Source organism: Polaromonas sp. P5_D5, assembly GCF_054049435.1.
Genome location: NZ_JBFUMJ010000004.1, coordinates 208,504 through 232,122, shown reverse-complemented (window position 1 = coordinate 232,122; position 23,619 = coordinate 208,504). Strand labels below are relative to the sequence as shown.

At 63.9% G+C, this 23,619-nt stretch carries 28 protein-coding genes; 20 read left to right on the top strand and 8 right to left on the bottom strand.

Going from position 1 to position 23,619, the window contains the following annotated elements:
* Positions 1-20: 20 nt before the first annotated feature.
* The 4 genes from thiO to thiE all read left to right on the top strand — a co-directional run bounded on the left by thiO (position 21) and on the right by thiE (position 2,906).
* A complete protein-coding gene (gene thiO / locus ACXJKE_RS17480) occupies positions 21-1,082 on the top strand; it encodes a glycine oxidase ThiO (protein ID WP_457281866.1) in 1,062 nt (353 codons plus the stop codon).
* Position 1,083: 1 nt separating this feature from the next.
* Positions 1,084-1,299, top strand: a complete 216-nt coding sequence (gene thiS, locus ACXJKE_RS17475; RefSeq protein ID WP_457281865.1) for a sulfur carrier protein ThiS — start codon at positions 1,084-1,086, stop codon at positions 1,297-1,299.
* 132 nt (positions 1,300-1,431) lie between these two features.
* The gene (locus ACXJKE_RS17470; protein WP_457281864.1) at positions 1,432-2,250 is read left to right on the top strand and encodes a thiazole synthase; all 819 of its coding nucleotides are present in this window, start codon (positions 1,432-1,434) and stop codon (positions 2,248-2,250) included.
* 11 nt (positions 2,251-2,261) lie between these two features.
* Positions 2,262-2,906 carry a thiamine phosphate synthase gene (gene thiE / locus ACXJKE_RS17465; protein ID WP_457281863.1) on the top strand — a complete coding sequence of 215 codons (645 nt, stop codon included), beginning with the start codon at positions 2,262-2,264 and terminating at the stop codon, positions 2,904-2,906.
* Between the two features lie 57 nt (positions 2,907-2,963).
* Here the strand turns inward: thiE and ACXJKE_RS17460 are convergent, their stop codons facing one another.
* Both ACXJKE_RS17460 and gstA read right to left on the bottom strand, forming a co-directional pair.
* Entirely contained in the window at positions 2,964-4,070 is a 1,107-nt protein-coding gene (locus ACXJKE_RS17460; RefSeq protein WP_457281862.1) for an alkene reductase, read from the bottom strand.
* A 377-nt stretch (positions 4,071-4,447) separates the two neighbouring features.
* Entirely contained in the window at positions 4,448-5,056 is a 609-nt protein-coding gene (gene gstA, locus ACXJKE_RS17455; RefSeq protein WP_457281861.1) for a glutathione transferase GstA, read from the bottom strand.
* Positions 5,057-5,175: 119 nt separating this feature from the next.
* Between gstA and ACXJKE_RS17450 the strand changes: the two genes are divergently transcribed.
* The 4 genes from ACXJKE_RS17450 to ACXJKE_RS17435 all read left to right on the top strand — a co-directional run bounded on the left by ACXJKE_RS17450 (position 5,176) and on the right by ACXJKE_RS17435 (position 8,289).
* Complete coding sequence (locus ACXJKE_RS17450) at positions 5,176-6,582, top strand: AsmA family protein (RefSeq protein ID WP_457281860.1); 1,407 nt, start codon at positions 5,176-5,178, stop codon at positions 6,580-6,582.
* A gap of 271 nt (positions 6,583-6,853) precedes the next feature.
* The gene (locus ACXJKE_RS17445; protein ID WP_457281859.1) at positions 6,854-7,039 is read left to right on the top strand and encodes a DUF1328 family protein; all 186 of its coding nucleotides are present in this window, start codon (positions 6,854-6,856) and stop codon (positions 7,037-7,039) included.
* Complete coding sequence (locus tag ACXJKE_RS17440; RefSeq protein ID WP_457281858.1) at positions 7,040-7,354, top strand: hypothetical protein; 315 nt, start codon at positions 7,040-7,042, stop codon at positions 7,352-7,354.
* Positions 7,355-7,443: 89 nt separating this feature from the next.
* On the top strand, positions 7,444-8,289 hold the full coding sequence (locus tag ACXJKE_RS17435) for a transglutaminase-like domain-containing protein (protein ID WP_457281857.1): 846 nt from the start codon (positions 7,444-7,446) through the stop codon (positions 8,287-8,289).
* Here ACXJKE_RS17435 and ACXJKE_RS17430 read toward each other — a convergent pair.
* Together ACXJKE_RS17430 and ACXJKE_RS17425 are read right to left on the bottom strand one after the other, a co-directional pair.
* On the bottom strand, positions 8,286-9,173 hold the full coding sequence (locus ACXJKE_RS17430) for a bile acid:sodium symporter family protein (protein WP_457281856.1): 888 nt from the start codon (positions 9,171-9,173) through the stop codon (positions 8,286-8,288). The genes ACXJKE_RS17435 and ACXJKE_RS17430 overlap by 4 nt on opposite strands.
* The gene (locus ACXJKE_RS17425) at positions 9,170-9,940 is read right to left on the bottom strand and encodes a class II aldolase/adducin family protein (protein ID WP_457281855.1); all 771 of its coding nucleotides are present in this window, start codon (positions 9,938-9,940) and stop codon (positions 9,170-9,172) included. The genes ACXJKE_RS17430 and ACXJKE_RS17425 overlap by 4 nt, the downstream gene beginning before the upstream one ends.
* A 173-nt stretch (positions 9,941-10,113) precedes the next feature.
* On the opposite strand from ACXJKE_RS17425, the gene ACXJKE_RS17420 reads away from it, so the two are divergent.
* Complete coding sequence (locus tag ACXJKE_RS17420; RefSeq protein ID WP_457282083.1) at positions 10,114-10,779, top strand: Crp/Fnr family transcriptional regulator; 666 nt, start codon at positions 10,114-10,116, stop codon at positions 10,777-10,779.
* A 7-nt stretch (positions 10,780-10,786) separates the two neighbouring features.
* Here the strand turns inward: ACXJKE_RS17420 and ACXJKE_RS17415 are convergent, their stop codons facing one another.
* The 3 genes from ACXJKE_RS17415 to ACXJKE_RS17405 all read right to left on the bottom strand — a co-directional run bounded on the left by ACXJKE_RS17415 (position 10,787) and on the right by ACXJKE_RS17405 (position 12,678).
* The gene (locus tag ACXJKE_RS17415; RefSeq protein ID WP_457281854.1) at positions 10,787-11,050 is read right to left on the bottom strand and encodes a YkgJ family cysteine cluster protein; all 264 of its coding nucleotides are present in this window, start codon (positions 11,048-11,050) and stop codon (positions 10,787-10,789) included.
* Positions 11,051-11,158: 108 nt separating this feature from the next.
* Positions 11,159-12,172, bottom strand: coding sequence for a Bug family tripartite tricarboxylate transporter substrate binding protein (locus ACXJKE_RS17410; protein ID WP_457281853.1), 1,014 nt, complete (start codon positions 12,170-12,172; stop codon positions 11,159-11,161).
* 119 nt (positions 12,173-12,291) lie between these two features.
* Positions 12,292-12,678 carry a winged helix-turn-helix transcriptional regulator gene (locus tag ACXJKE_RS17405; RefSeq protein WP_457281852.1) on the bottom strand — a complete coding sequence of 129 codons (387 nt, stop codon included), beginning with the start codon at positions 12,676-12,678 and terminating at the stop codon, positions 12,292-12,294.
* Between the two features lie 95 nt (positions 12,679-12,773).
* Here ACXJKE_RS17405 and ACXJKE_RS17400 point away from each other — a divergent pair, with 95 nt between their 5' ends.
* Together ACXJKE_RS17400 and ACXJKE_RS17395 are read left to right on the top strand one after the other, a co-directional pair.
* Positions 12,774-13,097, top strand: coding sequence for a DMT family transporter (locus tag ACXJKE_RS17400; RefSeq protein ID WP_457281851.1), 324 nt, complete (start codon positions 12,774-12,776; stop codon positions 13,095-13,097).
* 24 nt (positions 13,098-13,121) lie between these two features.
* Entirely contained in the window at positions 13,122-13,751 is a 630-nt protein-coding gene (locus ACXJKE_RS17395) for an FMN-dependent NADH-azoreductase (protein WP_457281850.1), read from the top strand.
* A gap of 1 nt (position 13,752) precedes the next feature.
* Here the strand turns inward: ACXJKE_RS17395 and ACXJKE_RS17390 are convergent, their stop codons facing one another.
* Complete coding sequence (locus ACXJKE_RS17390) at positions 13,753-14,331, bottom strand: NADPH-dependent FMN reductase (RefSeq protein WP_457281849.1); 579 nt, start codon at positions 14,329-14,331, stop codon at positions 13,753-13,755.
* Positions 14,332-14,670: 339 nt separating this feature from the next.
* Here ACXJKE_RS17390 and mnmG point away from each other — a divergent pair, with 339 nt between their 5' ends.
* The 9 genes from mnmG (at position 14,671) to ACXJKE_RS17345 (ending at position 23,407) form a co-directional block, all read left to right on the top strand.
* Positions 14,671-16,668: a tRNA uridine-5-carboxymethylaminomethyl(34) synthesis enzyme MnmG gene (mnmG, locus tag ACXJKE_RS17385; RefSeq protein ID WP_457281848.1), complete on the top strand. Its 1,998-nt coding sequence runs from the start codon at positions 14,671-14,673 to the stop codon at positions 16,666-16,668.
* Positions 16,668-17,336, top strand: coding sequence for a 16S rRNA (guanine(527)-N(7))-methyltransferase RsmG (gene rsmG, locus ACXJKE_RS17380; protein WP_457281847.1), 669 nt, complete (start codon positions 16,668-16,670; stop codon positions 17,334-17,336). Before mnmG ends, rsmG begins: the two co-directional genes overlap by 1 nt.
* A gap of 155 nt (positions 17,337-17,491) precedes the next feature.
* Positions 17,492-18,127: a LysE family transporter gene (locus ACXJKE_RS17375; protein ID WP_457281846.1), complete on the top strand. Its 636-nt coding sequence runs from the start codon at positions 17,492-17,494 to the stop codon at positions 18,125-18,127.
* Between the two features lie 115 nt (positions 18,128-18,242).
* The gene (locus ACXJKE_RS17370) at positions 18,243-19,013 is read left to right on the top strand and encodes a ParA family protein (RefSeq protein ID WP_457281845.1); all 771 of its coding nucleotides are present in this window, start codon (positions 18,243-18,245) and stop codon (positions 19,011-19,013) included.
* A 97-nt stretch (positions 19,014-19,110) separates the two neighbouring features.
* A complete protein-coding gene (locus ACXJKE_RS17365) occupies positions 19,111-19,695 on the top strand; it encodes an RBBP9/YdeN family alpha/beta hydrolase (protein WP_457281844.1) in 585 nt (194 codons plus the stop codon).
* The gene (locus ACXJKE_RS17360; RefSeq protein ID WP_457281843.1) at positions 19,692-21,005 is read left to right on the top strand and encodes a serine hydrolase domain-containing protein; all 1,314 of its coding nucleotides are present in this window, start codon (positions 19,692-19,694) and stop codon (positions 21,003-21,005) included. The genes ACXJKE_RS17365 and ACXJKE_RS17360 overlap by 4 nt, the downstream gene beginning before the upstream one ends.
* Before the next feature lie 24 nt (positions 21,006-21,029).
* Complete coding sequence (locus ACXJKE_RS17355; protein ID WP_457281842.1) at positions 21,030-21,968, top strand: ParB/RepB/Spo0J family partition protein; 939 nt, start codon at positions 21,030-21,032, stop codon at positions 21,966-21,968.
* 233 nt (positions 21,969-22,201) lie between these two features.
* On the top strand, positions 22,202-22,831 hold the full coding sequence (locus ACXJKE_RS17350) for a hypothetical protein (RefSeq protein ID WP_457281841.1): 630 nt from the start codon (positions 22,202-22,204) through the stop codon (positions 22,829-22,831).
* Between the two features lie 63 nt (positions 22,832-22,894).
* Complete coding sequence (locus ACXJKE_RS17345; RefSeq protein WP_457281840.1) at positions 22,895-23,407, top strand: hypothetical protein; 513 nt, start codon at positions 22,895-22,897, stop codon at positions 23,405-23,407.
* Positions 23,408-23,619 lie beyond the last annotated feature (212 nt).

The following is a 23,619-nucleotide window of genomic DNA, read 5'->3' as shown; positions in this document are numbered from 1 at the left end:
GTTTCGGAGCCGTCCCTGACATGAGCACTTTGCACATCGGCATCGCGGGCGCAGGCCTGGCCGGACGCACGCTGGCCTGGCGCCTGCTGCGCGCCGGCTGCCGCGTCAGCCTGTTCGATGCGCGGGCGCGTGACGATCTGGCCACGGCCTCGATGACGGCGGCGGCGATGCTCTCGCCGCTGGCGGAGCTGGCGGTGGCTGACGAGGCCGTGTTTGCCCTGGGCCAGCGCTCGATGCAGCTATGGCCGCAATGGATTGCCGAGCTGGAGGTTGCAGGCTTGCCGGTGTATTTCCGGCGCGAAGGTACGCTGGTGGTGGCCCATGCACCCGACCAGAGTTCGCTGGAACATTTCACCCGCCTGCTGATGCACAAGCTGCCTGATGCGTCACGTGCGCAGGTGCAGGCGCTTGATGCCGCTGCGCTGGGCCGGGCCGAGCCCGCGCTTGCCGGGCGCTTTGGCGGCGGCCTGTTGCTGGAGGGCGAAGGCCAGCTGGCCAATGACCAGTGGATGGCCGCGCTGGCGGTGGAGATCGACAGGCTGGGCGGCACCTGGCTCGAAGGCCAGGCAGTCAACGCTGTGGAAGAGGGCCGCATTGTCTGCGCCGGACAAACCCATGGCGTGGATGTTGCGGTGGACGCACGCGGTGTGGGTGCGAAGGAAGGCTGGCCGCAGCTGCGCGGCGTGCGCGGCGAGGTGCTGACGGTGGAATGCGCCGGCGTGACGTTGCAGCGCCCGGTGCGCCTGATGCATCCGCGCTACCAGCTGTATGTGGCGCCGCGGCCCGGCCACCGTTTTGTGGTGGGCGCGACCGAGCTGGAATCGGAAGACAGCGGGCCGGTGACCTTGCGCTCCACACTCGAGCTCGCCAGCGCGCTGCACAGCCTGCACCCGGCTTTTGGCGAGGCCAGGGTGCTGCGCCTGGCGGCTGCACTGCGGCCTGCGCTGGACGACCACCGGCCGGCGATTGCGCTGCGCAACGGTGTCTGGCACATCAATGGCCTGTACCGTCATGGGTATCTGTGCGCGCCCGCGCTGGTGGATGGGCTTGTCCATAAACTCCTGGGTACGGAGAATGAATGACATGACGACGACAACATTGGAAATATCGTTGAACGGTGAACGCATGGAAACCGATGCGCCGACACTGCAGGCATTGCTGCAGGCGCGGGGCTACGACTTCAAGAGCGCCTTTGCCTGCGCCATCAACAATGGGTTTGTGCCGCGGCCGCAGTGGCCGGAGCGCGCGCTACAGGATGGTGATCGCATCGATGTGGTGACCCCGATTACAGGGGGATAGACATGACACACCCCTGTCGGATGCTCACTGCGTGTAGCACCTTCCCCCCTTGCAGGGGGCGACGCTGGCGGCCTGGCGGAGCCAGTTCCGCGGCGTCTGCTGGCATCGCGATACTTTTGCGGAACGCTTGATATGACAACACCTGCATTACCTTCTATCGCCCACGGCCAGCCCCTGAAGGTCGGTGGCAAGACTTTGTCCAGCCGCTTCTTCCTTGGCACCTCGCATTACCCCTCGCCGCAAGTCATGAGCGATGCGGTGCGTGCCAGCGGGTGCGAAGTGCTGACGGTGGGCCTGCGCCGCCTGCAGCCGGAAAGTGGCGGCGGCAACAGTTTCTGGCAACGTATCCAGGCGCTGGGCTGCCACATCCTGCCCAACACGGCGGGCTGCCACAGCGCGGAAGAGGCGATCACGCTGGCGCAGATGGCGCGCGAGATTTTCGGCACGACCTGGATCAAGCTGGAGGTGATCGGCGACGACTACACCTTGCAGCCCGACACACACGCCACCCTGCACGCCGCAACGGTGCTGGCCAAAGACGGGTTTGCCGTGTTTGCCTACACGACGGATGACCTGGTGATAGCCCAGCGCCTGCGTGATGCGGGCTGCGCGGCCGTGATGCCCTGGGCAGCGCCCATTGGCACGGGCCGCGGGCCGCTGAACCCTTATGCGCTGGAAACCATGCGCCGCCGCCTGCCCGATGCGGTGCTGGTGGTTGATGCCGGCATCGGCCGGCCTTCGCATGCGGCGGCGGTGATGGAGCTGGGCTTTGATGCGGTGCTGCTGAACACCGCGGTGGCGCAGGCCGGCGACCCGGTGCGCATGGCGCGCGCTTTTGCCGACGGCGTGGCCGCCGGCCGCGCCGCTTATGAGTCGACACCCATGCCGGAGCGGGCTGCCGCGCAGGCTTCCACGCCGACCGTTGGCGTACCCTTCTGGCACGCACCCTGACTGGACTTCCGATGAAAACCCCCGCCTTTGCCCCATTGACCGGCCCAATTGGTTTTTACCCCGTGGTGCCCGACGCAGCCTGGGTCAAACGCCTGCTGGGCTGGGGCGTGCGCACGATCCAGCTGCGCATCAAGGCGGCGGACCACACGTCTGCGGAGATTTCCGCCGAAGTACAGGCGGCGATTGAAGCAGGGCGCGGCATCAAGGGCGCGCAGGTTTTTATCAACGACCACTGGAAGCTGGCGCTGGATTTCGGCGCGTATGGGGTGCACCTGGGCCAGGAAGACCTGGACACGGCCAACCTGGATGCGCTGCGCAAGGGCGGTGTGCGGCTGGGCCTGAGCACCCACACGCCGGCTGAACTTGCGCGCGCGCATGCGGTGCAGCCGTCTTACCTGGCCATTGGCCCTGTTTACCCGACGACGCTCAAGGTCATGCCTTATGAGCCGGTGGGGCTGGAGCAGCTGCGCGACTGGGCCTTGCGGGCGTCGCCCTACCCGGTGGTGGCGATAGGCGGCATCTCGCTGGACCGCATCGCCGGCGTGATGGCGTGTGGCGTGGGCGGCGTGGCTGTGGTGAGCGCCGTGACGCTGGCAGTCGACCCGCAGGAAGCCGCGCTGCACGGCCTGCGCCTGGCGGCACCGAACCGGGCCTAGATCGGGTTCATGGATGAAAAGGCCCGCTCAGGCAATCTGAACGGGCGCAAGCAGCTATTAATTTGATAGCGTCGGGTAGTCTGTGTAGCCCTTTTCGCGGCCGCCGTAGAAGGTGGCCTTGTCCGGCGTGTTGAGCGGCGCGCCAGCGCGCAGCCGCTCCACCAGGTCCGGGTTGGCGATATAGGGCTTGCCGAAGGCGACCAGGTCGGCGCCGTTGGCGACCGCTTTTTCAGCCAGCACCTGGTCGTAGCCGTTGTTGACCATCCATGCGCCCTTGCCGCCGGCCTGACGGTAGGCGGCCTTGAGTGCCTTGTAGTCGAACGGACGGTCGTCGATTTCGCGCGGGCCGCCGGTGGCGCCTTCGATGATGTGGATGTAGGCGAGATTGAGTGTGGCAAGCTGCTTGACCACGCAGTCAAACAAGGGCTGTGGGTCGGTGTCGTGCACATCGTTGGCGGGCGTGACGGGTGACAGGCGAATGCCGGTGCGGCCGCCGCCCACGGCATCCGTCACGGCCCGGGTGATTTCCAGCAGCAGGCGGGCGCGGTTTTCGATGCTGCCGCCGTAGTCGTCGGTGCGCTTGTTGCTGCCGTCTTTGAGGAACTGGTCGAGCAGGTAGCCGTTGGCGCCGTGGATTTCGACGCCGTCAAAACCGGCCGTCTCGACGGCGTTACGCGCCGCTGCCGCAAAGGTGTGCACGATGCCAGGGATTTCAGCTGCCGTGAGCGCGCGCGGTTCAGAGGTTTCAACAAAGGTCGGCACGCCGTCCTCGATCAGCACGGTCTTGGTCTTGGCGGTGATGGCCGAAGGCGCGACCGGCTTGCCACCGTCAGGTTGGAGTTTGGTGTGTGAAACCCGGCCGACATGCCAGAGTTGCACGACGATCTTGCCGCCCTTGGCATGTACAGCACGGGTCACTTCCTTCCAGGCGTCGAGCTGCTCGCTGCCGTACAACCCTGGGACGTCGGCATAGCCCTGGCCCTGATGGCTGACGGCGGTGGCCTCGGTGATCAGCAGCCCGGCGCTGGCACGCTGGCCGTAATAAATCTGCGCGATGTCGGTCGGGATGGCGTTGGGTGAGCGGTTGCGCGTGAGCGGCGCCATCACGATGCGGTTGGCAAGGGCCAGGTCACCGGCTTTGTTGGAGTCGAATAGGGTGGGCATGAAGAGATCCTGAATGGGGCTTGAATGAAAACAGGGCCAGTTTGGCCCGGTTTCGATTGGCTTGCCCAACACGGGTTGCTTGAATCGTGCTATTGCAGCAACTTGTCCCCACACCCGATTCCGCTCGCCCCTTGTGGATGCGCCGAGGAGCGGAGGACCAGACGGATCAGGGCAAAAACTTGTTTGAGCGAAGCGAGTTGTTTTTGACCCCGGCTGGACCGAGCACCGCAGGTTGCCCGCAGCGAAGCGGAGGGACGCAGGAACCAGGGTCGCCTTTTCTTTGCTTACTTTCTTTTGGCGAAGCAAAAGAAAGTGAGTTGCCGCCGGCAACCCCGGCCCCGGAACGCAAACTGCGATCAGCGTCCGGGAGGCATCACTTATTTCAGCAATCCCTCATGCTTCATCGCTGCCTGCACAGCTGGCCGAGCCGCAACACGCTCCCGAAACGCAGCAATGTTCGCAAACCCCGAAATATCCACCCCGACCCGCGGCGCCCAGTTGGTCACAGTGAAGAGGTAGGGGTCGGCCACGCTGAAGGCATCGCCCATCAGGTACTGCTTGCCGGCGAGCTGGCTGTCCACCCACTTGAGGCGCGACAGCAGCTTGTCGATGACGATGGTCTTGTAGTCGGCCGGTGTGGCGGCATTGAACAGCGGGCTGAAGCCCTTGTGCAGTTCGGTGCCGACAAAAGTCAGCCAGGACTGCAGCTTGTAGCGCTCCAGCGTGCCGTTGGCGGGTGCGAGTTTCTTCTCCGGCACCTGGTCGGCAATGTACTGCACGATGGCCGGGCCTTCGGCGATGCGCGTGCCGTCGTCCAGCTCCAGCAGCGGGACATAACCCAGCGGGTTGATGGTGTAGTAGTCGGTGCCGTCTTCCAGCTGGTGGGTTTTGGTGGGCGCCAGCACATGCTCGAACTTCAGGCCCGACTCGTGCAGCGTGATGTGGGGTGACAGGGAGCAGGCGCCGGGGGAGTAGTAAAGTTTCATGGTGTCTTGTCCTTTGTGGGGTAGCGAAGTGCGGCGGGAGTGTGGCGGGAATGTCGCACAGCCCCTCATGCTAGCCGGAACAGCGGATTATTGCTGGCCGGGCGCGCCACAATAGCCGCATGGCAAAACTTTTCAAATGGCTGGTGTTCCTGGCCCTCGGCTTGATGGTGCTTCTGGCCGTGGTGGCCTACACCTTGCACCGCTGGGTCAGCACGGACGACTTCCGCCAGCGCGTTGAGCGGGAGGCGTCGGCCGCGCTGGGCGTTCCCCTGAGCCTGGACAGGGTGGCGGTGGACATCTGGCCTTTGCCCGCTGTGGCGCTGAGCGGTATTTCCGTGCAAAGCAAGCCGCCGCTGACGCTGGAGCGCGTGGAAGTGCGGCCCGAATGGCGCCCGCTGTTGCAGGGGCGCCTGGAAGTGGCCACCCTGCGGGTGCGCCGGGCGGTGTTGCCGCAGCAGGGCATTGACGCGCTGCTCCTGCTGCTGCAAAAGAAGAAGCAGGCGGTGCCTGTCAAACCGGGCGCACCGGCGTCTGCAGCCAACACGGGCCCGGAAATGAACCGGCTTGACTGGTTGCCGCGCCGCACGGTGCTGGACGAGGTTACCTGGGTGAACACCACCGGCGCACGCACCACGGTCAAGGGCGAGGCCAGCCTGGGGGCCGATGGCCTGCCGGAGAACGCTTCGATCAAATTGACAGAAGGCAACCTCCAGGGTCTGGAGGCAACGCTGCAACGCGTGGAAGCGCAAGCCGGCGAGGCCGGCGGTGCCGCACAGTGGGACTTGCTTGTGAAGGTGGGCGGCGGCAAGCTGGAAGGCCGCCTGGGCCTGCAGCGCGGTTTTGTGGCGGCCGCAGCAGCAACGGCCGCCGCCAAGCCGGGCGCCAAGGCGCCGCCGGTGGCGCGTTCGGCGGAAGAACTGGTGCTGCAGGGCCAGCTGAAAACCAGCGGTGTCGAGGTGTCCGCACTGACGGCGCCCGCCAAGGCCCTGACCGGCCAGCTTGACGCCACGACCACGCTCAATGCGCGCGCCGCCACCACGGCTGCGCTGGTGGATGCGCTGCAGAGCCACACCACCTTCACGGTGCGCGATGCAGTGGTGAACGGGCTGGACCTGGCCAAGGCGGTCAAAACGGTGGGGCTGAGCCGTGGTGGCCAGACCCGGCTGGATACCTTGGCCGGGCAGGTCAGCACCCTGGGGCGGTCGGCGCAGCTGACCAATCTGGTGGCGAGCTCCGGAGCATTGAGCGCCACCGGCAATGTGGCGGTCTCGTCCGCCAAGGCCCTGAGCGGGCAGGTCAGCGTGACCCTGGCCGGCGACAGCAAGATCGGCAGTGCCATTGGTGGCGCCGTGGGGGTGCCGCTGGTGGTGGGCGGCACGCTGGACAACCCGGAAGTCACGCTGTCGCGTGCGGCGCTGCTGGGGGCCGCCATCGGCACGGTGTTGCTGCCTGGCGTGGGTACCGGGGCCGGCGCTGGTGTGGGCGAAAAGGTCGGTAAAAGCCTGCGCGGCATCTTTGGCAAATAAGCCGGACGCCTTCCCGGTTGATGCGTCAATGAGCGCTTACTTGCCCCTAAAGCCTTGGCTGTTCTGAAGTTGCGCTGAGCTGCGTCCTTGTCCTACAGGGCCATGCGGGCGCTGCTGATTCGGAAAATCGTCGCCTGCTTTTAGCATGGGCTTATGGGTCATGGGCTGCGTTGACTCACCTTGACTTCACACTTTGATGCCCATGACGTGCGTAACGCCGTAACGCCTCATCCTGCGCATTCGCGCAAGAGGCCACTTTCTGGAGGCCATCATGCTCAAGTACGCGATTATTTTTGCGCTGATTTCATTGGTTGCCGCTGCCCTCGGTTTCGGTGGTGTGGCAGCGGGCGCAGCAGGCATTGCCAAAATCCTGTTCGGCCTGTTCCTGATCCTCGCGGTTATCTTCATCGTGCTGGCTGCGCTGGGTGTAGGCGCTGCAAAGAAAGCGCTGAAGTAGATGGCTGCGAGCACCGACATGCCGGCCAGCACCATGGCCGCGCGGTTCCGGCAGCGGCTGTTCCACCCGTGGCGACAGCCGGGCAATGAGGCTGCGCGCTTGCCTGCGTCGCCTGCCGGTGTGGCGCCCAAACGGCCGCTGGGTTTCCAGGCCAGCATTGCCGAGTTTTTACTGATCAACCGCCTGCGCGCGCGCCGGCCGGCGGCGCCGTCTGCCGAAGTGCTGGAGCGCGCGGCCCGCATTGTGTTTGTGACCTGCAAAAACTGGTTTGCACCGGCCGAGAACCGGGAAGTCAGCCACCGCACACGTCTCTGACTGCGCGGCCGCCTGACGCACATTCCTGCAAACCGTGCCGCTACTGCACGTCACGCATCCACAAGGTTTCTTTTCACCGGTTCAGGCTTATGCACACCACCCTTATTGACCTGCTGCTGGAATACGAGGTCACTCATCCTGCCCATTTCCTGTTTCACATCGAGGCGGCTTTTCACGAAGGCCACCACGTTGTGGAAGAGCGCCTGACCATCACGCCCAGCATGAAGGTGCGGAATTTTTCGGATGAGCGCAGCGGCAACCGCTTTATTCGGCTGGATGCTCCCAAGGGCGTGCTTTCGGTGAACTACCATGCGCGCGTGGAGCTGCACCCGGCCCCGGTTCCCCTGCACCTGGACGAAACCCCCGTGACGGCGGTGCCGGATGAAGTGCTGCGCTACCTGATGCCCAGCCGCTATTGCGAATCCGACGTTATGAGCCGGGCCGCGCAGCAGCTGTTTGGCCACTTGCCGCCGGGCATTGGCAGGGTGCGTGCCATCGAGGCCTGGATTCACGACTCGATTGGCTACCTGCCGGGTTTCAGCAACTCCACGACGACCGCGCAGGAGGTGTTTGTGCAGCGCGCGGGTGTCTGCCGTGACTTTGCACACCTGGGCATCACGCTGTGCCGGGCCTTGAACATTCCGGCGCGGCTGGTGGTGGGGTATGTGCATTTTGACGAGCCGCCGGAAGATTTCCATGCCGTGTTTGAAGCCTGGCTGGAGGGGCGATGGGTAATTTTTGACCCGACACGCATGGCGCCTATCGACCGCCTGGTGCGCGTGGGCACAGGCCGCGACGCCAAGGACGTGGCCTTTGCAACCATTTTTGGCGGTGTGCAGATGCTGCGCAAGGAACTCTCGATCACCGAGGGAGACATCCTGCCCGGCGTTTCAACAGGCGTGCATTCGCCCGCGCTGACCGTGGTCACGGTTTAGCCCGCAGGCGCTGCCATGGCTGCCGCGTTGCGGCGCTTCAGCACCAGCAGCCCGAACAGTGTGGCCGTGATGTACATGCTGAAGGAATAAATCGCCGCCGGCAGGGCCAGCTGGAAGTTGTTCAGCACGGCCAGCGCGATGAAGATGGCCAGCGTCGCGTTGTGAATGCCGATCTCGTAGCTGATGGCGGTCGAGATGGGTTTGTCCAGGCCCGTGGCCCGCGAGACGTAGTAGCCGGCCAGCAGGCTCACGAGGTTGAAGGCCAGCACCGCAGGGCCGACAGCCGCAAAGGTGCTGGCAAGCGCCTGCCACTCCTTGACGACTGCGCCAATGGCCACCACGGCCAGCACGATGATGCTGAAAATCTTGGTCGGGTTTTCGCTGCGCGCGGCCCAGGCGGGTTTGCGCGTGCGCAGCCACATGCCGATGGCCACCGGCACCAGCACGATGACGATCACCTCCACCACCTTGCCGAACTGCAGCGGCACGACCTGGCCGGTTTTGGCGAAGGTCTCGATCGCCCAGTTGGCGATCACCGGCATGGTGACGATGGACAGCAGCGTGTTGATGGCGGTCAGCGAGATGTTCATGGCCACGTTGCCGTCGAAGAGGTGGCTGAACAGGTTGGCCGAGATACCACCGGGCGAAGCGGCCAGCAGCATCAGCCCCACCGCAAAGAGCGGCGGCACATTCAGCAGGACGATGATCGCGTAGCAGGCCACGGGCAGCACGATGACCTGCAGCACCAGTGCCACCGCCACGGCCTTGGGGTATTTGAGCAGGCGGGTGAAGTCCTCGACCTTCAGGGTCATGCCCAGGCCGAGCATGACCAGCGCGAGTGCCGCGATCAGCAGCTGCGCGACGACAGGTGAGCCGCCGCTCATGACTTGTAGCTTTCGTCGAGCTTGTCGAGCTTGCGAATCAGCGAGGGCCAGACAAAAGCACCACCCAAGCCGCCGGTCTGCACGCGCATGGCCTCGGCCACACCCTTGACGATGAGCGGGTTGACCTCGGTGAGTTCGCCGCCGGCCTGGGCGTCCAGCTGGATGCGGCAGGTGTTCTCGAAGGTGTACATGCTCAGGAAGGCGTCGGCAATCGTTTTGCCCACTACCAGCAGGCCGTGGTTGCGCAGCATCAGGAAGTTGGCTTGCCCCAGGTCGGCCTGCAGGCGCGGTTTTTCATCGTCGCGGAAGGCCACGCCTTCGTACGCGTGGTACGCGAGGGACGCCAGCACGAAGGTGGACTGCTGGCTGATGGGCAGCACGCCGCACTTTTGCGCGCTCACGGCCACGCCGGCACGCGTGTGGGTGTGCAGCACGCAGCCGGCGTCGGCGCGCGCGTCGTGGACCGCACTGTGGATCACAAAACCGGCCGGGTTTACCGGGAAGGGCGTATCAATGATCTTGTTGCACTGGCCGTCGATCTTGACCAGGCTGGAGGCCGTGATCTCGTCGAACATCAGGCCGTAGGGGTTGATCAGGAAATGGTGATTGCCGGCGCCGGAAATGGTCTCAGGCAGCTTGGCGCTGATGTGGGTGAAGACGAGGTCGCTCCAGCCGTAGAGCGCGACGAGGCGATAACAGGCGGCGAGGTCGCAGCGCAGTTGCCATTCTTCGGCGCTGACGACTTCCTTGAGGGAGGGGATGTGCATGAGGGTTGTCTCCGTGGTGTGTATGAATAAAGGTGCTCTGCGGCATGAACTGCCCACGATACGTGGGTGCTTGACGGGGAACTGTCAAAAATTTGACAATTGACCGCATGCCTGTCGTTCCGAAGACACCTTCGCCCCTTTCACCGCTCTCACCGCCATCCTTGCTTGCCCGCATGTCGGCCAACCCGTGGTTCGGTGCGCTGCCGGCGGCGGACCGTCAGGCGCTGCTGGCGTCGTCCGAGGTGCTGCGCCTGCGGCCCGGCGAAATGCTGTTTCGCCAGGGGGATGCACCCGGCGGCTTTTATGGCCTGCTCGGCGGCCTGCTGAAGATCTCCTCGCTGCGGGAGGATGGGCGCGAGGCGATTCTGGTGGTGCTGGAGGCGGGCAACTGGATCGGCGAGATCTCGCTGATGGACGGCGAGCCGCGCACGCACGATGCCACGGCCTTGTCGGCGGTGGAGGTGCTGGTGGTGCCGCAGGCCGCTTTTACCCTGCTGATGCAGGGTGCGCCGTTTGCGCGGGCCATTGCTGGCTTGCTGGCCGCGCGCGTGCGCTCGCTCTACGGCATGGTGGAAGACGCCGCGCTGCGTTCGACGCGCGCCCGGGTGGCGCGCCGCCTGCTGTTGCTGGCGCGCGGCGATGCCACGATGGCATTGAAGGCGCGGCCGGTGGTGCGGGTTTCGCAGGAGGCGCTGGCCATGATGCTGGGCATCTCGCGGCAGACGCTGTCGGTGGAACTCAAGGTGATGGTGCAGCGTGGCGCCATCGCGCTCGGTTACCGCTGCATTGAAATTGTTTCGCCTGCGCGGCTGGAGGCGTTGGGCAACGTATCGCGCTAGGGCGGGTTCAATGCCGGCCGGGCCGCGTGTCGTTTTCCAGCCGGGTCAGCCAGACCATCGCGCTTCCCGCGTCGGCGCCACACATCTCGGCAGACGCCATGAGCTGCCCGCACACCGCAGGCCGTTCGGGCTGGCCGAAAATCAGGCAGCGGTTGGCATCGTCCAGCTGCGCGCAGCGCACGCCGGCCGGCTTGCCGTGCGGCATGCCGGGTATGGCGGAGCTGATGGAGGGCGCGATGCAGCAGGCGCCGCAGCCGGGACGGCAGTTCATGGCTGGTGGTTTGCTATGAAAAATATAGCTGCTCGCGCAGATTTCTATTGGGCTGGAGCCGTATTTGATGCTCAAAAAAGGCCTGTGGGGCCGTTTGTGGGGCAAAAATCAGTCGGGTTTGATTTTTGCCCGTGCCGCCACTTCCTTCCAGCGCACCTGCTCGGTCTTGATGAAAGCGCCGTACTGCGCCGGGGTGTCGCCGATCGGCTGGGCGGTGTCGCCGCGCAGGCGTTCGGTGGCCTGCGGATTGCGCATGGCCTTGTTGCAGGCTTCGGCGATGCGGTCGATGTTGGCCTGCGGCATGTTGGCCGGCGCATTGAGGCCATACCACTGCGTCATTTCAAAACCGGGGTAGCCGCTTTCCGCCACGGTAGGCACGTCGGGCAGCTGGGGCAGGCGCTCCTTGGTGCCGGTGGCAATGCAGCGCAGCTTGCCTGACTTGATGTGCGCCAATATGGCTGGCGCACCTACGCTCGCCGCTTCGAGCCGCCCGGCCAGCAGGTCGGTCAGCTGCGGGCCGGTGCCGCGGTAGGGCACGTGCAGCACAAAAATGCCGGTGGCCATCTTCAAATATTCAAACGCCAGATGGCCGGCACTGCCGTTGCCGGCCGAGCCGTAGTTGAGCTGGCCGGGCTTGGCCTTGGCCAGCGCGATGAATTCTTTCAGGTTGTTCGCAGGCACGCTGGAATTGACGACATACAGGCTGGGCACCTTGGCCAGCAGCGAGATGGGCTTGAAGTCCTTGTTGGTGTCGAAGGGCAGCTTGTCGAAGATGAAGGGGTTGACCGCCATGGTCCCGATGTGGCCCAGGATGATGGTGTGGCCGTCGGTGGAGGCTGCGCACTCCTGCATGGCGATGTTGCCGCTGGCGCCGGGCTTGTTTTCCACAAACACGGTTTGGCCCAGGCTCTTGGTGAGTTCGTTGGCCGCTGAGCGCGCAACGATTTCCGAGCTGCCGCCGGGCGCGAAGGGTACGAGCAGGCGTATGGGTTTGCTGGGCCAGGTGCTTTGCGCGTGCGCGCTGCCGAGAAGAAGGCCGGGGAAGGCCGAGACAGCGGCTGCGGCGCTGCCGGCCTTGAGGCCAAACTGCAATGCGCCGCGGCGCGTGTTGAGGTGTTTCATCTGATGTGTCTCCATGTTGTGGTCGCCGCCGTTTTCATCGCCGGCGTGTCGGTCCAATATAGGACCGAACATGAGGTGCGGCGCTACGTGATTCCGCTAATGAGGCTAACCCCCATGCGCTAGATGAAGGATGCGTCGAAACGTTCGCGCGCGGCCTTCAGGTTCTGGTGGTTGCGCTCGGCCCAGTTGTCCAGCGGGATCAATGTTTCGCTGAGCGACTGGCCCAGCGCGCTGAGCTGGTATTCCACATGGGGCGGCACGGTCTGGCGGTCAAAGCGCAGCACCAGGCCATTGCGCACCAGCTCCTTGAGTGTCTGCGTCAGCATCTTTTGCGAGATGCCTTCGATGCGGCGCATCAGTTCGTTGTTGCGCACCGGGCCGTCAGCCAGCGCCGGGATCACCAGCAAAGCCCACTTGCTGGCCACCAGCTCCAGCGCTTGCCGCGACGGGCAGGCCTGGCTAAACACATTTGAAGCGTCGGTGGGTGGGTCGCCGGGAATTGTCATGGTTACCAGAAGGTGCGTACTTGCCTATGGGTAATCGTAAACCTAAGCTGGTGGCTCTTCAACCGATTAACCCTGTTCCTGAAAGAAGTCCCCTGATGGCCTGGCTCTATTTACTCGCTGCAAGCATTGTCGAAATCGCAATGGCTTTGTTCCTGAAATCTTCCGAAGGCTGGACGCGCCTGTGGCCCAGCGTGCTGGGGGTGGCCGCGGCCGGCGCCAGCATTTTCTTTTTGACGCATGCCGTCAAGACCTTGCCGGTGGGTACGGCCTACGCGATCTGGACGGGCATCGGCTCGGTCGGCGTGACGCTGATTGGCATTCTCTGGATGGGCGAAAGCGCCTCGGCACTGCGCCTGACCTGCGTGGCGTTGGTCGTGGCCGGCATGGTGGGCCTGCGCTTGCTGGATGGCACTGTTTGATCAACCCATCGCACGGAGAAACGCATGACCCATCTGGTTTATATCGAAGCCTCGCCGATGCAGGCGGCATCCACTTCAACTTCCGTCGCCACCGCCTGGCTGGACGCTTATCGCCAGGCGCATCCAGACGTCACCGTGGACACGATCAACGTGTGGGACATCGACCTGCCGCCTTTTGACGCCGACATGATCGCAGCCAAGTTTGCCGTGTTGCGCGCGCAGAATGCGACAGCGCCGCAGCAGGCGCTGTGGGCGCGGGCAGTGGAGGTGTCGCAGCGCTTCAATGCGGCGGACCGGTATCTCTTCAGCCTGCCGATGTGGAATTTCGGCATTCCCTATCGGCTCAAGCATTTCATCGATGTAGTGACCTTGCCGGGGCAGAACTGGAGCTGGTCAAGAGAGGCCGGTTATAAGGCGCTGCTGCCAGGCAAGAGTGCGACGCTGGTGTATTCAAGCGCAGGCGCGTATCTGCTGCGGCCCGAGGAAGATGAATCCGATTTCCAGAAACCATACATGCGGCGCTGGCTGCGTTTCCTGGACATTGCGGTGACGGCGGAAATCAGCGCCGCACCGACGCTGGTGCCGCCCGAAGAACTGGCGGCGACCAGGGCCGGTGCGATGGAACGCGCCCGCACCTTGGCCTCAACCCGTTAAGTTATGTCGCCAGCCGGGCGCTGGCAAACAGCACCTGGTCGATCACCGCCTGCACATTTTTGAGGTGCGCATCATCGAGCAGCTTGCCGTCCGCGTCAAAAGCGGTGCCGGCGCGGCCCAGGGCAAAAGCCTTGGGCGCGACCCAGCACTGCGCGTTGAGCAGCAACGGCACCAGATGGCTTTGCGAACGCAGGCCGCCCAGCGCACCGGGCGAGGCGCTGAGAACGCCCACGACTTTGCCAGTGAAAGACTTGAAGCCTTCGTGCCAGGCCGGGTCGCTCTTGACGGGGCTGGAGACCCAGTCGATGGTGTTCTTGAGCAGCGCGGTGTAGCTGCCGTTGTACTCGGGCGAGCAGATGATCCACGCCGGGTGTTCAAACATGAGCTGCTTGAGTTTCATCACGTCGGGCGGCGTGCCCTGCGCCTCCAGGTCGGCGTTGTACATGGGGATGTCGAAATCAGCCAGCTCGATGTGGGTGACTTCGGCGCCGCTGGCGCGCGCCAGTGTGGCGGTCACCTGGGCGAGTTTGCGGTTGAAGGAGTTTTGGCGGGTGCTGCCAGCAAAGACGAGTAGTTTCATGCCCGCTATTGTGGCCGTTAGGGTGCCGGCTTTGGGCCCTCTGCCGCACACAATCGTCTTTCAGAAGTCTTTTGGGTCTGCAGCCCAAGCAGGGAAAGCGCGGGCAGCTATTAATTTGATAGCTAAACCCTGAGGCCAAGCAAGGCCATGCCCTCCGGCGGGCCGCACAAATCAGGCCTCGCCTGATAAAATCACGCCTTCGTCCTGTGGGGACCGATGGGCCAGGGCACCGCATGGCGTGCCGTGCGGCTGCGGCAGGCCTGGCCACCATCGACACCGGACCGCTCCATGGCATGCAGGCGCCCCAGCCTGAAAGCCGCTTTACCCGAAGGAGGCGTGATGCACTCGCCTTATGTTTACCCGCAAGAATTTGACGTGATCGTGGTCGGTGGCGGCCATGCCGGCACCGAGGCCGCGCTGGCTTCCGCACGTATGGGCTGCAAGACTTTGCTGCTGACCCACAACATCGAGACCCTGGGCCAGATGAGCTGCAACCCGTCCATCGGCGGGATCGGCAAGGGCCACCTGGTCAAGGAGGTGGACGCCATGGGCGGCGCGATGGCACTGGCCACCGACGAAGGCGGCATCCAGTTCCGCATCCTGAACAGCTCCAAGGGCCCGGCCGTGCGAGCCACCCGCGCGCAAGCCGACCGCATTCTGTACAAGGCGGCGATTCGCCGCAAGCTGGAGAACCAGCCCAACCTCTGGCTCTTCCAGCAGGCGGTCGACGACCTGATGGTCGAGGGCGACCGGGTTGTCGGGGCGGTGACGCAGGTCGGCATTCGCTTTCGTTCCCGCACCGTGGTGCTGACGGCCGGCACTTTCCTGGACGGCAAGATCCATGTCGGACTCAATAACTACTCGGCGGGCAGGGCAGGCGATCCGCCTGCGGTATCGCTCTCAGCCCGGCTCAAGGAACTCAAGCTGCCGCAAGGCCGGCTCAAAACCGGCACGCCTCCGCGCATCGACGGCCGCACCATCGACTTCAGCAAATGCACCGAACAACCCGGCGACGGCATGCCGGGCGGCACTGAAGGCCCGGTGCCGGTGTTCAGCTTTATGGGTGGCGGCATTGCCCATCCGCGGCAAATGCCGTGCTGGATCACCCACACCAACGAGCGCACGCACGAGATCATCCGCTCCGGTTTTGACCGCAGCCCCATGTTCACCGGCAAGATCGACGGCGTCGGCCCGCGCTATTGCCCGAGTGTGGAAGACAAGATCAACCGCTTCGCCGACAAGGACAGCCACCAGATTTTCCTGGAGCCGGAAGGCCTGACCACGCACGAGATCTACCCCAACGGTATTTCGACCAGCCTGCCTTTTGACATCCAGTACGACCTGGTCCGTTCCATGGCGGGGATGGAAAACGCCCATATCCTGCGACCCGGCTACGCCATCGAGTACGACTACTTTGACCCGCGGGCGCTGAAATCCAGCTTTGAAACGCGCGCCATTGGCGGGCTGTTTTTTGCCGGCCAGATCAATGGCACCACCGGTTATGAAGAGGCGGCGGCCCAGGGCATGTTCGCCGGTATCAACGCCGCACTGCAATGCCAGGAGAAAGAAGCCTGGTTGCCGCGGCGCGACGAAGCCTACCTGGGCGTACTGGTCGACGACCTGATCACCAAGGGCGTGACCGAGCCTTACCGCATGTTCACCAGCCGGGCCGAGTTCCGCCTGATGCTGCGCGAGGACAACGCCGACATGCGCCTGACCGAAAAGGGCCGGGAACTGGGTCTGGTAGACGACGTCCGCTGGGATGCTTTCAACCGCAAGCGCGACACTGTTTCACGTGAAACAGCCCGGCTTCGGGCAATCTGGGTCAACCCCAACAACCTGCCGGTGGCCGAAGCTGAGCGGGTTCTGGGCAAGTCCATCGAGCGGGAGTACAACCTGCTGGACCTGCTGCGCCGCCCGGATGTGAACTACGCCGGACTGATGTCACTGGAGGAGGGCAAGTACGCCAACCCCGAACTGGCCGCCGAAGCAGCGGCCAGCGACGACATGGCCAAAAGCGTGATCGAGCAGATCGAGATCACGGCCAAGTACGCCGGCTATATCGACCTGCAAAAGACCGAGGTCGAGCGGGCCGCGCACTACGAAAACCTGAAACTCCCGACGGATCTGGATTACCTGCAGGTGCCCGCCCTGAGCTTTGAGGCGCGCCAGACCCTGGCCAAACACCGGCCCGAAACCCTGGGTTTGGCCTCCCGGATTTCCGGCATCACGCCCGCCACCATTTCCCTGCTACTGGTGCACCTGAAGAAAAACCTCTGGAAAAACACGACGCCGCTCCAGGCGGCCGGGGCTTCCACCGAAAAAGCCCAAGCCTGATGCGGGGCGGTGAACAGGATTTGCGCGCCGGCCTCAAGGCGCTGCAGCTGGACTTGAGCGATGCACAAGTCGGCCAGTTGCTGGATTACCAAGACCTGATCGGCAAATGGACCAAGGTGTACAACCTGACCGCCGTGCGCGACCCGGCTGAAATGCTGACCCACCATTTGCTGGACAGCCTGGCGGCGGTGCTTCCGCTGCGCCGGCAACTGAAAAAAGCCGGGCTGGAGCAGGGTGCTCGCTTGCTGGATGTGGGTTCCGGCGCCGGCCTTCCGGGTGTCGTTATTGCGATTTGCTGCTCCAATGTAGCGGTGACTTGCGTGGATACGGTGGCCAAAAAAGCCGCGTTTATCAAGCAAGCGGCGCTGGCTTTGAAGCTACCCAACCTCTCCGGCCTGCACGCCCGGGTCGAAACCATCACCGCCCCTTTTGACGTGATTTGCTCCCGGGCCTTTGCGTCCTTGGTCGATTTCACCAACTGGTCGACCGACGCGCTGGCACCGCAAGGTGTGTGGATGGCCATGAAGGGCAAACACCCGGCCGACGAAATTGCCGCCCTGCCAGCCGGCGCTGAAGTGTTTCACGTGGAACAACTGCAAGTTCCGGGGCTGGACGCCGAGCGCTGCATTGTCTGGATGCAGGCGAAAGCCGCCGCCAGCCCGGCCTGAAAACCGGGGCCGAGCGCCTCAGCCCGTTGTTCGGGCACAAAAAGAAACCTCTGCGGACACTGAATCAGCCCTGATCGGGCTGGTTTGGCATTTCTGCGGCACACCCCTGTCGTAAACTCACAGCCTCACTTCTCTCTACTTTCTGGAGAACCTCCATGTTGGGCTCATTCGTCGCTACTACTGGTGTGGCCGACTACGGCGCTTTTGTCGTCGCCATCATTGTCTTTTTGCTGATTCCCGGTCCGGGCAACCTGGCGCTGATCACCTCGACCAGCAAGGGTGGCATCGCGGGCGGCCTGGGTGCAACCTTTGGCGTGATTGCTGGAGACCAGGTTTTGCTCTGGGCGGCGGTCGCGGGGGTGTCGGCCATCATGGCGGCCTACCCGACGGCTTTTCATATCGTCCAGTGGGCGGGTGCCATTTACCTGGCCTGGCTGGGCATCAAGATGTTGATGGCCAAGCCCGGTGACGCGCCCTTGCTCAATATCAAGCCGCGCCACTACTTTCAGCAGGCGATGATGATCACCTTGCTGAACCCCAAGGCCATCGTGTTCTATATGGCTTTTTTCCCGCTGTTTGTCGACCCGGCCCTGCACCAGGGGCTGAAGACTTTTGCCGTGATGGCGGCCACGATTGCGGGCCTGACTTTCCTGTATGGCCTGACCTCGGTCATGATCACCTACCACCTGGCTGAGCGCATACGCGCCAACCCGAAAATCACGGCGGCCCTCAACAAGCTGGCCGGCGTTTTCCTGATCGGCTTCGGCCTCAAGCTCGCGGTCTCCAAATGAATAACAAAAATCACATGAATAACAAAATGCAATTTTTCGACGGGCCGCCCCTAGAAAAATTAGCCCCCTCGGGGGGCAGCGCCTTACACGCAGTGAAAAGCGTGGGGGCTCTTTGATGGCCAAAATATTCTGCATAGCCAACCAAAAGGGTGGGGTAGGGAAGACAACAACGACGGTGAACCTGGCCGCAGGCCTGGCCAAAGTCGGCCAGCGTGTGCTGATGATTGACCTGGATCCGCAGGGCAATGCCACCATGGGTTCAGGCGTCGACAAACGCAAGCTGGAAATGACGGTGTACGACGTGCTGCTGGAGTCGGCCTCGGTGGCCGAGGCACGCGTGCACAGCGAGAAGTGCGGCTACGACGTGTTGGGCGCGAATCGCGAACTGGCCGGCGCAGAGGTCGAACTGGTCGATGTCGAACGCCGCGAAAAGCGCCTCAAGCTGGCGCTGGCCGAGGTCGACAGCCAGTACGACTTCGTGCTGATCGACTGCCCGCCGTCGCTCAGCATGCTGACGCTCAACGGCCTGTGCTGCGCGCACGGCGTGATCGTGCCCATGCAGTGTGAATACTTTGCGCTCGAAGGCCTGACCGACCTGGTCAACACCATCAAGCAGGTGCACGCCAACCTCAACAAGGACCTGCAGATCATTGGGCTCTTGCGCGTGATGTTCGACCCGCGCATCACATTGCAGCAGCAGGTGAGCGACCAGCTCAAGGAACACTTTGCCGACAAGGTGTTCAACACCGTGATCCCGCGCAACGTGCGCCTGGCCGAAGCGCCCAGCTACGGCTTGCCGGGCGTCGTGTTTGACCCGGCCTCCAGGGGCGCGCAGGCTTTCGTCACGTTTGCCGAAGAAATGGTGGGGCGCATCAAGGCGATGTGAACCGCACAAGTGCTGTTCTGTAAGCAAAAATGCCTGCAGACCAATAAGCACGGGCGCAAGCAGCTATTAAAATCATAGCAAGCTGATTCTTCTTTTCATGAAACCCGACAACGTCCTCATTCTTCCCGGCTGGAAAAACAGCGGCCCCGGCCATTGGCAAACGCTGTGGGAGGAGGTCGACGGCTACACCCGCGTGGAGCAGCACAGCTGGATGCACCCACTGCGCGGCGACTGGACGGCGCGCCTGGAAGAGGTGCTGTTGTCCTGCGACGAACCCGCGGTGCTGGTGGCGCACAGCCTGGGCTGCATGCTGGTGGCGGCCTGGGCCAGCCACTCCAGGAACATTCACCGCGTCAAAGGTGCGCTGCTGGTGGCCCCGCCTGACGTCGACCGCGAAGACGTGCGTGAGCTGCTGCCCAGCTGGTCGCCAGTGCCGCTGAATAAACTGCCGTTTGAGAGCGCGCTGTTTGCCAGCATTGACGATCCTTTCTGCGCGATCCAGCGGGCGCGGCAATTCGCGGCCGCGTGGGGCTCTACCTTTGTGGACACCGGACCTTGCGGGCACCTGAATGCCGAGAGCGGCCTGGGCGGCTGGCCCGAAGCGTACCTGCGGCTGCTGCAGCTCAAGGACCTGACCTCGCCGGCCATTGAACCTTCACCCGGCATCACCCCTGGCCTATGACCTCATTTTTTTACCAACGCACGCGCGCGCGCTACCTGCAACTCGCCCTGATAGTGCTGGCGACAGGGGCGAGTGCCTCTCTGCATGCCGAGCCTGATGAAGAGTTGCTTGGAAAATCGCAAAATTATCCGCTGGGCAACGTGAACAACTGGCAGCTCAACCCTTTTCGCGTTGGCTCCTGGTCGGCGCTCGACAAAGTGCCCGGGGTGCGGATCCGCGTGGTCGGGCACCCGGCCGAGGCCAGCCCCTTGCCGCGCGCAGCCAGCCCGGCGGCGGTCAGCTACCGCTACAAGAACACGAACTACACGCTGGCCGACTACCTGGACCGCCAGCGCGCCACTGGCCTGCTGATCCTGAAAAACGGCGAGATCGTCGCCGAGCACTACCGCTACGGCCGTAAGGACGACGCGCGGTTTTTATCTTTTTCCATGGCCAAGAGCGTGACCTCGCTGCTGGTCGGCAAGGCACTCTCGCTCGGGTTGATTGCCTCGCTCGACGACCCCACCGAAAAATACGCCAGAGACCTTGCCGGCAGCCCCTATGGCGCCACTACGATTCGCCAGCTGCTTCGCATGAGTTCAGGGCTGACGTTTACCGAACGTTACGATGGCAAGGACGACATCGCGCGCCTGTCGCGCGCCTCGTTCGGGACGCCTGGTGCGGGCATGCCGCTGGATGTGCTCAAGTCCATCACCGACCGGCATTCACCCCCCGGCGAAAAGTTTGTCTACGCCGGCTCCGAGACCGACGTGCTGGGCCGCGTGGTGGTGGCCGCCACCGGCAGGAACATGTCCGAGCTCACCACGGAGTGGCTGTGGAAGCCCATGGGCGCCGAACATGATGCCTTCTGGCGTGTCTCCGCCGACGGGCAGGAGCAATCCTACGGAGCCTTCAACGCCACCCTGCGCGACTGGGCGCGGCTGGGCCAGTTGCTGGCCAATGACGGCCATGCCATCGACAAGGCCACCGGCAAACCCGGCGCATTGCAGGTCTTGCCGCTGGACTACCTGCTGGACGCCACGGATCCGGCGCGCCAGCCGCCCGCGTTCAAGCCGCGCAAGGCCACGCCTTACTTTGGTTATGGCTACCAGTTCTGGCTCATGCCGCTGCGGGCACGCACTTTTGCCATGCAGGGCATCCACGGCCAGACGGTATATGTGCAGCCGTCCACCGGCATTGTGATGGTGCTCACCTCGGTGTGGGAACAGGCCGGCGGCAAACAGGATGCGCAACCTTATGAAGAGCGCGACGCCCTTTGGCGCGGCGTGCTGCAATCACTGGGCGGGGACCTCACGCCCGGCTCGCAATGACGAATTGAAAGAAAGAAAAAAACCATGGTCACCAAAAAACCCAAGGGCCTGGGCCGCGGGCTCGAAGCACTGCTCGGCCCCAAGGTCAGCGAGACCGCCACCGACGCGGAAAACGCCAGCAGCACGGCCAACAGCCCCGGCTTGCCGGCGTCGCTGCGCCTGTCCGACATGGTCCCGGGCCAGTACCAGCCGCGCACCCGCATGGATGAAGGCGCGCTCTATGAGCTGGCCGAGTCCATCAAGGTGCAGGGCATCATGCAGCCCATCCTGGTTCGCCGGCTGACCAGCGGCGCCAACGACGGCAAGTACGAAATCATCGCCGGCGAGCGGCGCTTTCGCGCGGCCAGGCTGGCCGGGCTGGACGAGGTGCCGGTGCTGGTGCGCGACGTGCCCGACGAGTCGGCCGCCGCGATGTCGCTGATCGAAAACATCCAGCGCGAAGACCTGAACCCGCTCGAAGAGGCCCACGGCCTGCAGCGCCTGGTCAAGGAATTCGGCCTCACGCACGAGCTCGCCGCGCAGGCCGTCGGCCGCTCGCGCAGTGCTGCTTCCAACCTGCTGCGGCTTTTGAATTTGGCTGATCCGGTGCAAACGATGCTGATGGCGGGCGACCTGGACATGGGTCACGCGCGCGCCTTGCTGGGCCTGGACCGTGCGGCACAGATCACCGCGGCCAACCAGATATCGGCCAAAAAAATGTCGGTGCGCGAGGCCGAAAGCCTGGTCAAAAAACTCAGCGCTGAGTTTTCACTGAAGCCGCAAAAAGCCACCAAGGAAAAGTCCCGCGACACCCGCCGCGTGGAGGAAGAACTCGCCGACCTGCTGATGGCCAATGTGGAAGTGCGCATCAAAAAACAGGTCAAGCGCAACGGCCGGCGCGAAGACATGGGCGAGGTGGCGATCCAGTTCTCATCGATGGACGAACTCAACGGCCTGATCGAACGCTTGCGCGGCAATAAATAGACTGTTTGGGTTATTTTTCGCCGATGAATCGGGTGGCGATAGTCAAAATGTGAACTAATTCACGACTTTTGTGACTCTTACAAGGCTTTCTCCAGAAAGCGGGTGACGGCTGGCGCCTACATGCTTATTGTTACTACATGTAATTATTTGTGTGTTTGCGTATGAATTACCTGGCGAATCGTTCTTTCCGTAGCGCTCACCTGGCCCGGTTCGGCGTCACCACCGTCTCCGACATGACAGACTGGATCAAGCCAGACTGGCGAGAAGGGTTTGCCGGCCTTGGCGCCTGCGCCACCCTTGCGGTGGTGATGGCCTTGGCGCCTCAGGCCGCAAAGGCGCAGCAAACCATTGAGCGCGTCAAGCTCACGGACAACGACCTCAGCTGCCAGCAGATGTACGCCGAGGCGCAGCAGATGGACACCACCATGGCCCTGGCGGTTGTCAGCGCAGCGCCCGCGGCCACTGCCACGCCCGTTGCCGTCGTGCCCGTTGCCGTCGTGCCCGGTGGCGCGCTCACGCTGGCGCAAATGCATGCGCCGACCGCCGCGCTGGCCACGCAGCAGGGGCTTTCGACCCAGTACCAGCAACAAATCGCCAACAACATGGCGGCGGCCCAGCAAAACGGGCGCAATTCCGCTGCGCCATCGCCCGCGCAGCCCAGCGGCCTGGCCGGTGCGCTGGGCGCAGGGATGTTGGGCTCCTTGCTGGCGCGCACCGGTGCCGCAGCTGCCGCCACCGCCACCGTACCGGCGCCAGTTCAGGCGGCTGGTGCTGGTCTGGGGGCCCAGGCCAGGGCGCGCAAGGATCACCTGACTGGCTTGTTCCTGTCCAGGGGCTGCAAGCTCTCGGAAATGCAGAAGTAGCCCCCAATTTTTTACCCCCGTTTCCCCCAACCTCCATCAACCTTACCTACTGCAGGACCGGTCATGAAACAACACTCCCTTGCCGCCGCGCTGGCGCTTTCCCTGGTGGCTGCCACCGCATCTGCGCAAACCATCGAGCGCGTAAAGATGACGGACAACGACCTCACGTGCCAGCAGATCTATGGCGAGATCGGACAGATGGACAGCGTGGTCACGCGCGCCGCCCAGTACACCGCGGCACCGGCCACTGCGGATCCCACAGATGCAGGTAGTCAGGTTGCCGGAGCGGTGGTGCAAACTGCGCTGGCCACCGCAGCGGCCAATACGGCGGCGCAAAACGCCGGCGGCTTTGGCGGATTCGGCGGCGGCCTGGGCGGCATGTTTGGCGGCATCGTGCAGCAGCTGGCAGGCAATACGGCCCAACAGGCCGCCAACAGTGGCGTCGCCCAGCAGCAGGCCGCAACCGCGCAGCAACAGGCCGTCGCCCTGCAGGGCCAGCAGGCGCAGGGCCGCAAGGAACATCTCACTGGCGTGTTCCTGGCCAAAGGCTGCAAGATGAGCGATATCCAGAAATAATTGAGCCCCCACGCTCCCCCACTGCGTGTGGGTCGCTGCCCCCCGAGGGGGCCGCCCGCCCTCCGGCCCGGCAAAGCCGGTTCCGGGGCTCATGCTGGGTTGAAGAATTCTTTGGGCACTATCAAGCGGGGGCCGCGGGACTGGCTTTGCCAGACCGCAGGCGCCGCCCCCTCGAGGGGGAACGGGCTACACGAAGTGAGCCCGGACGGGGG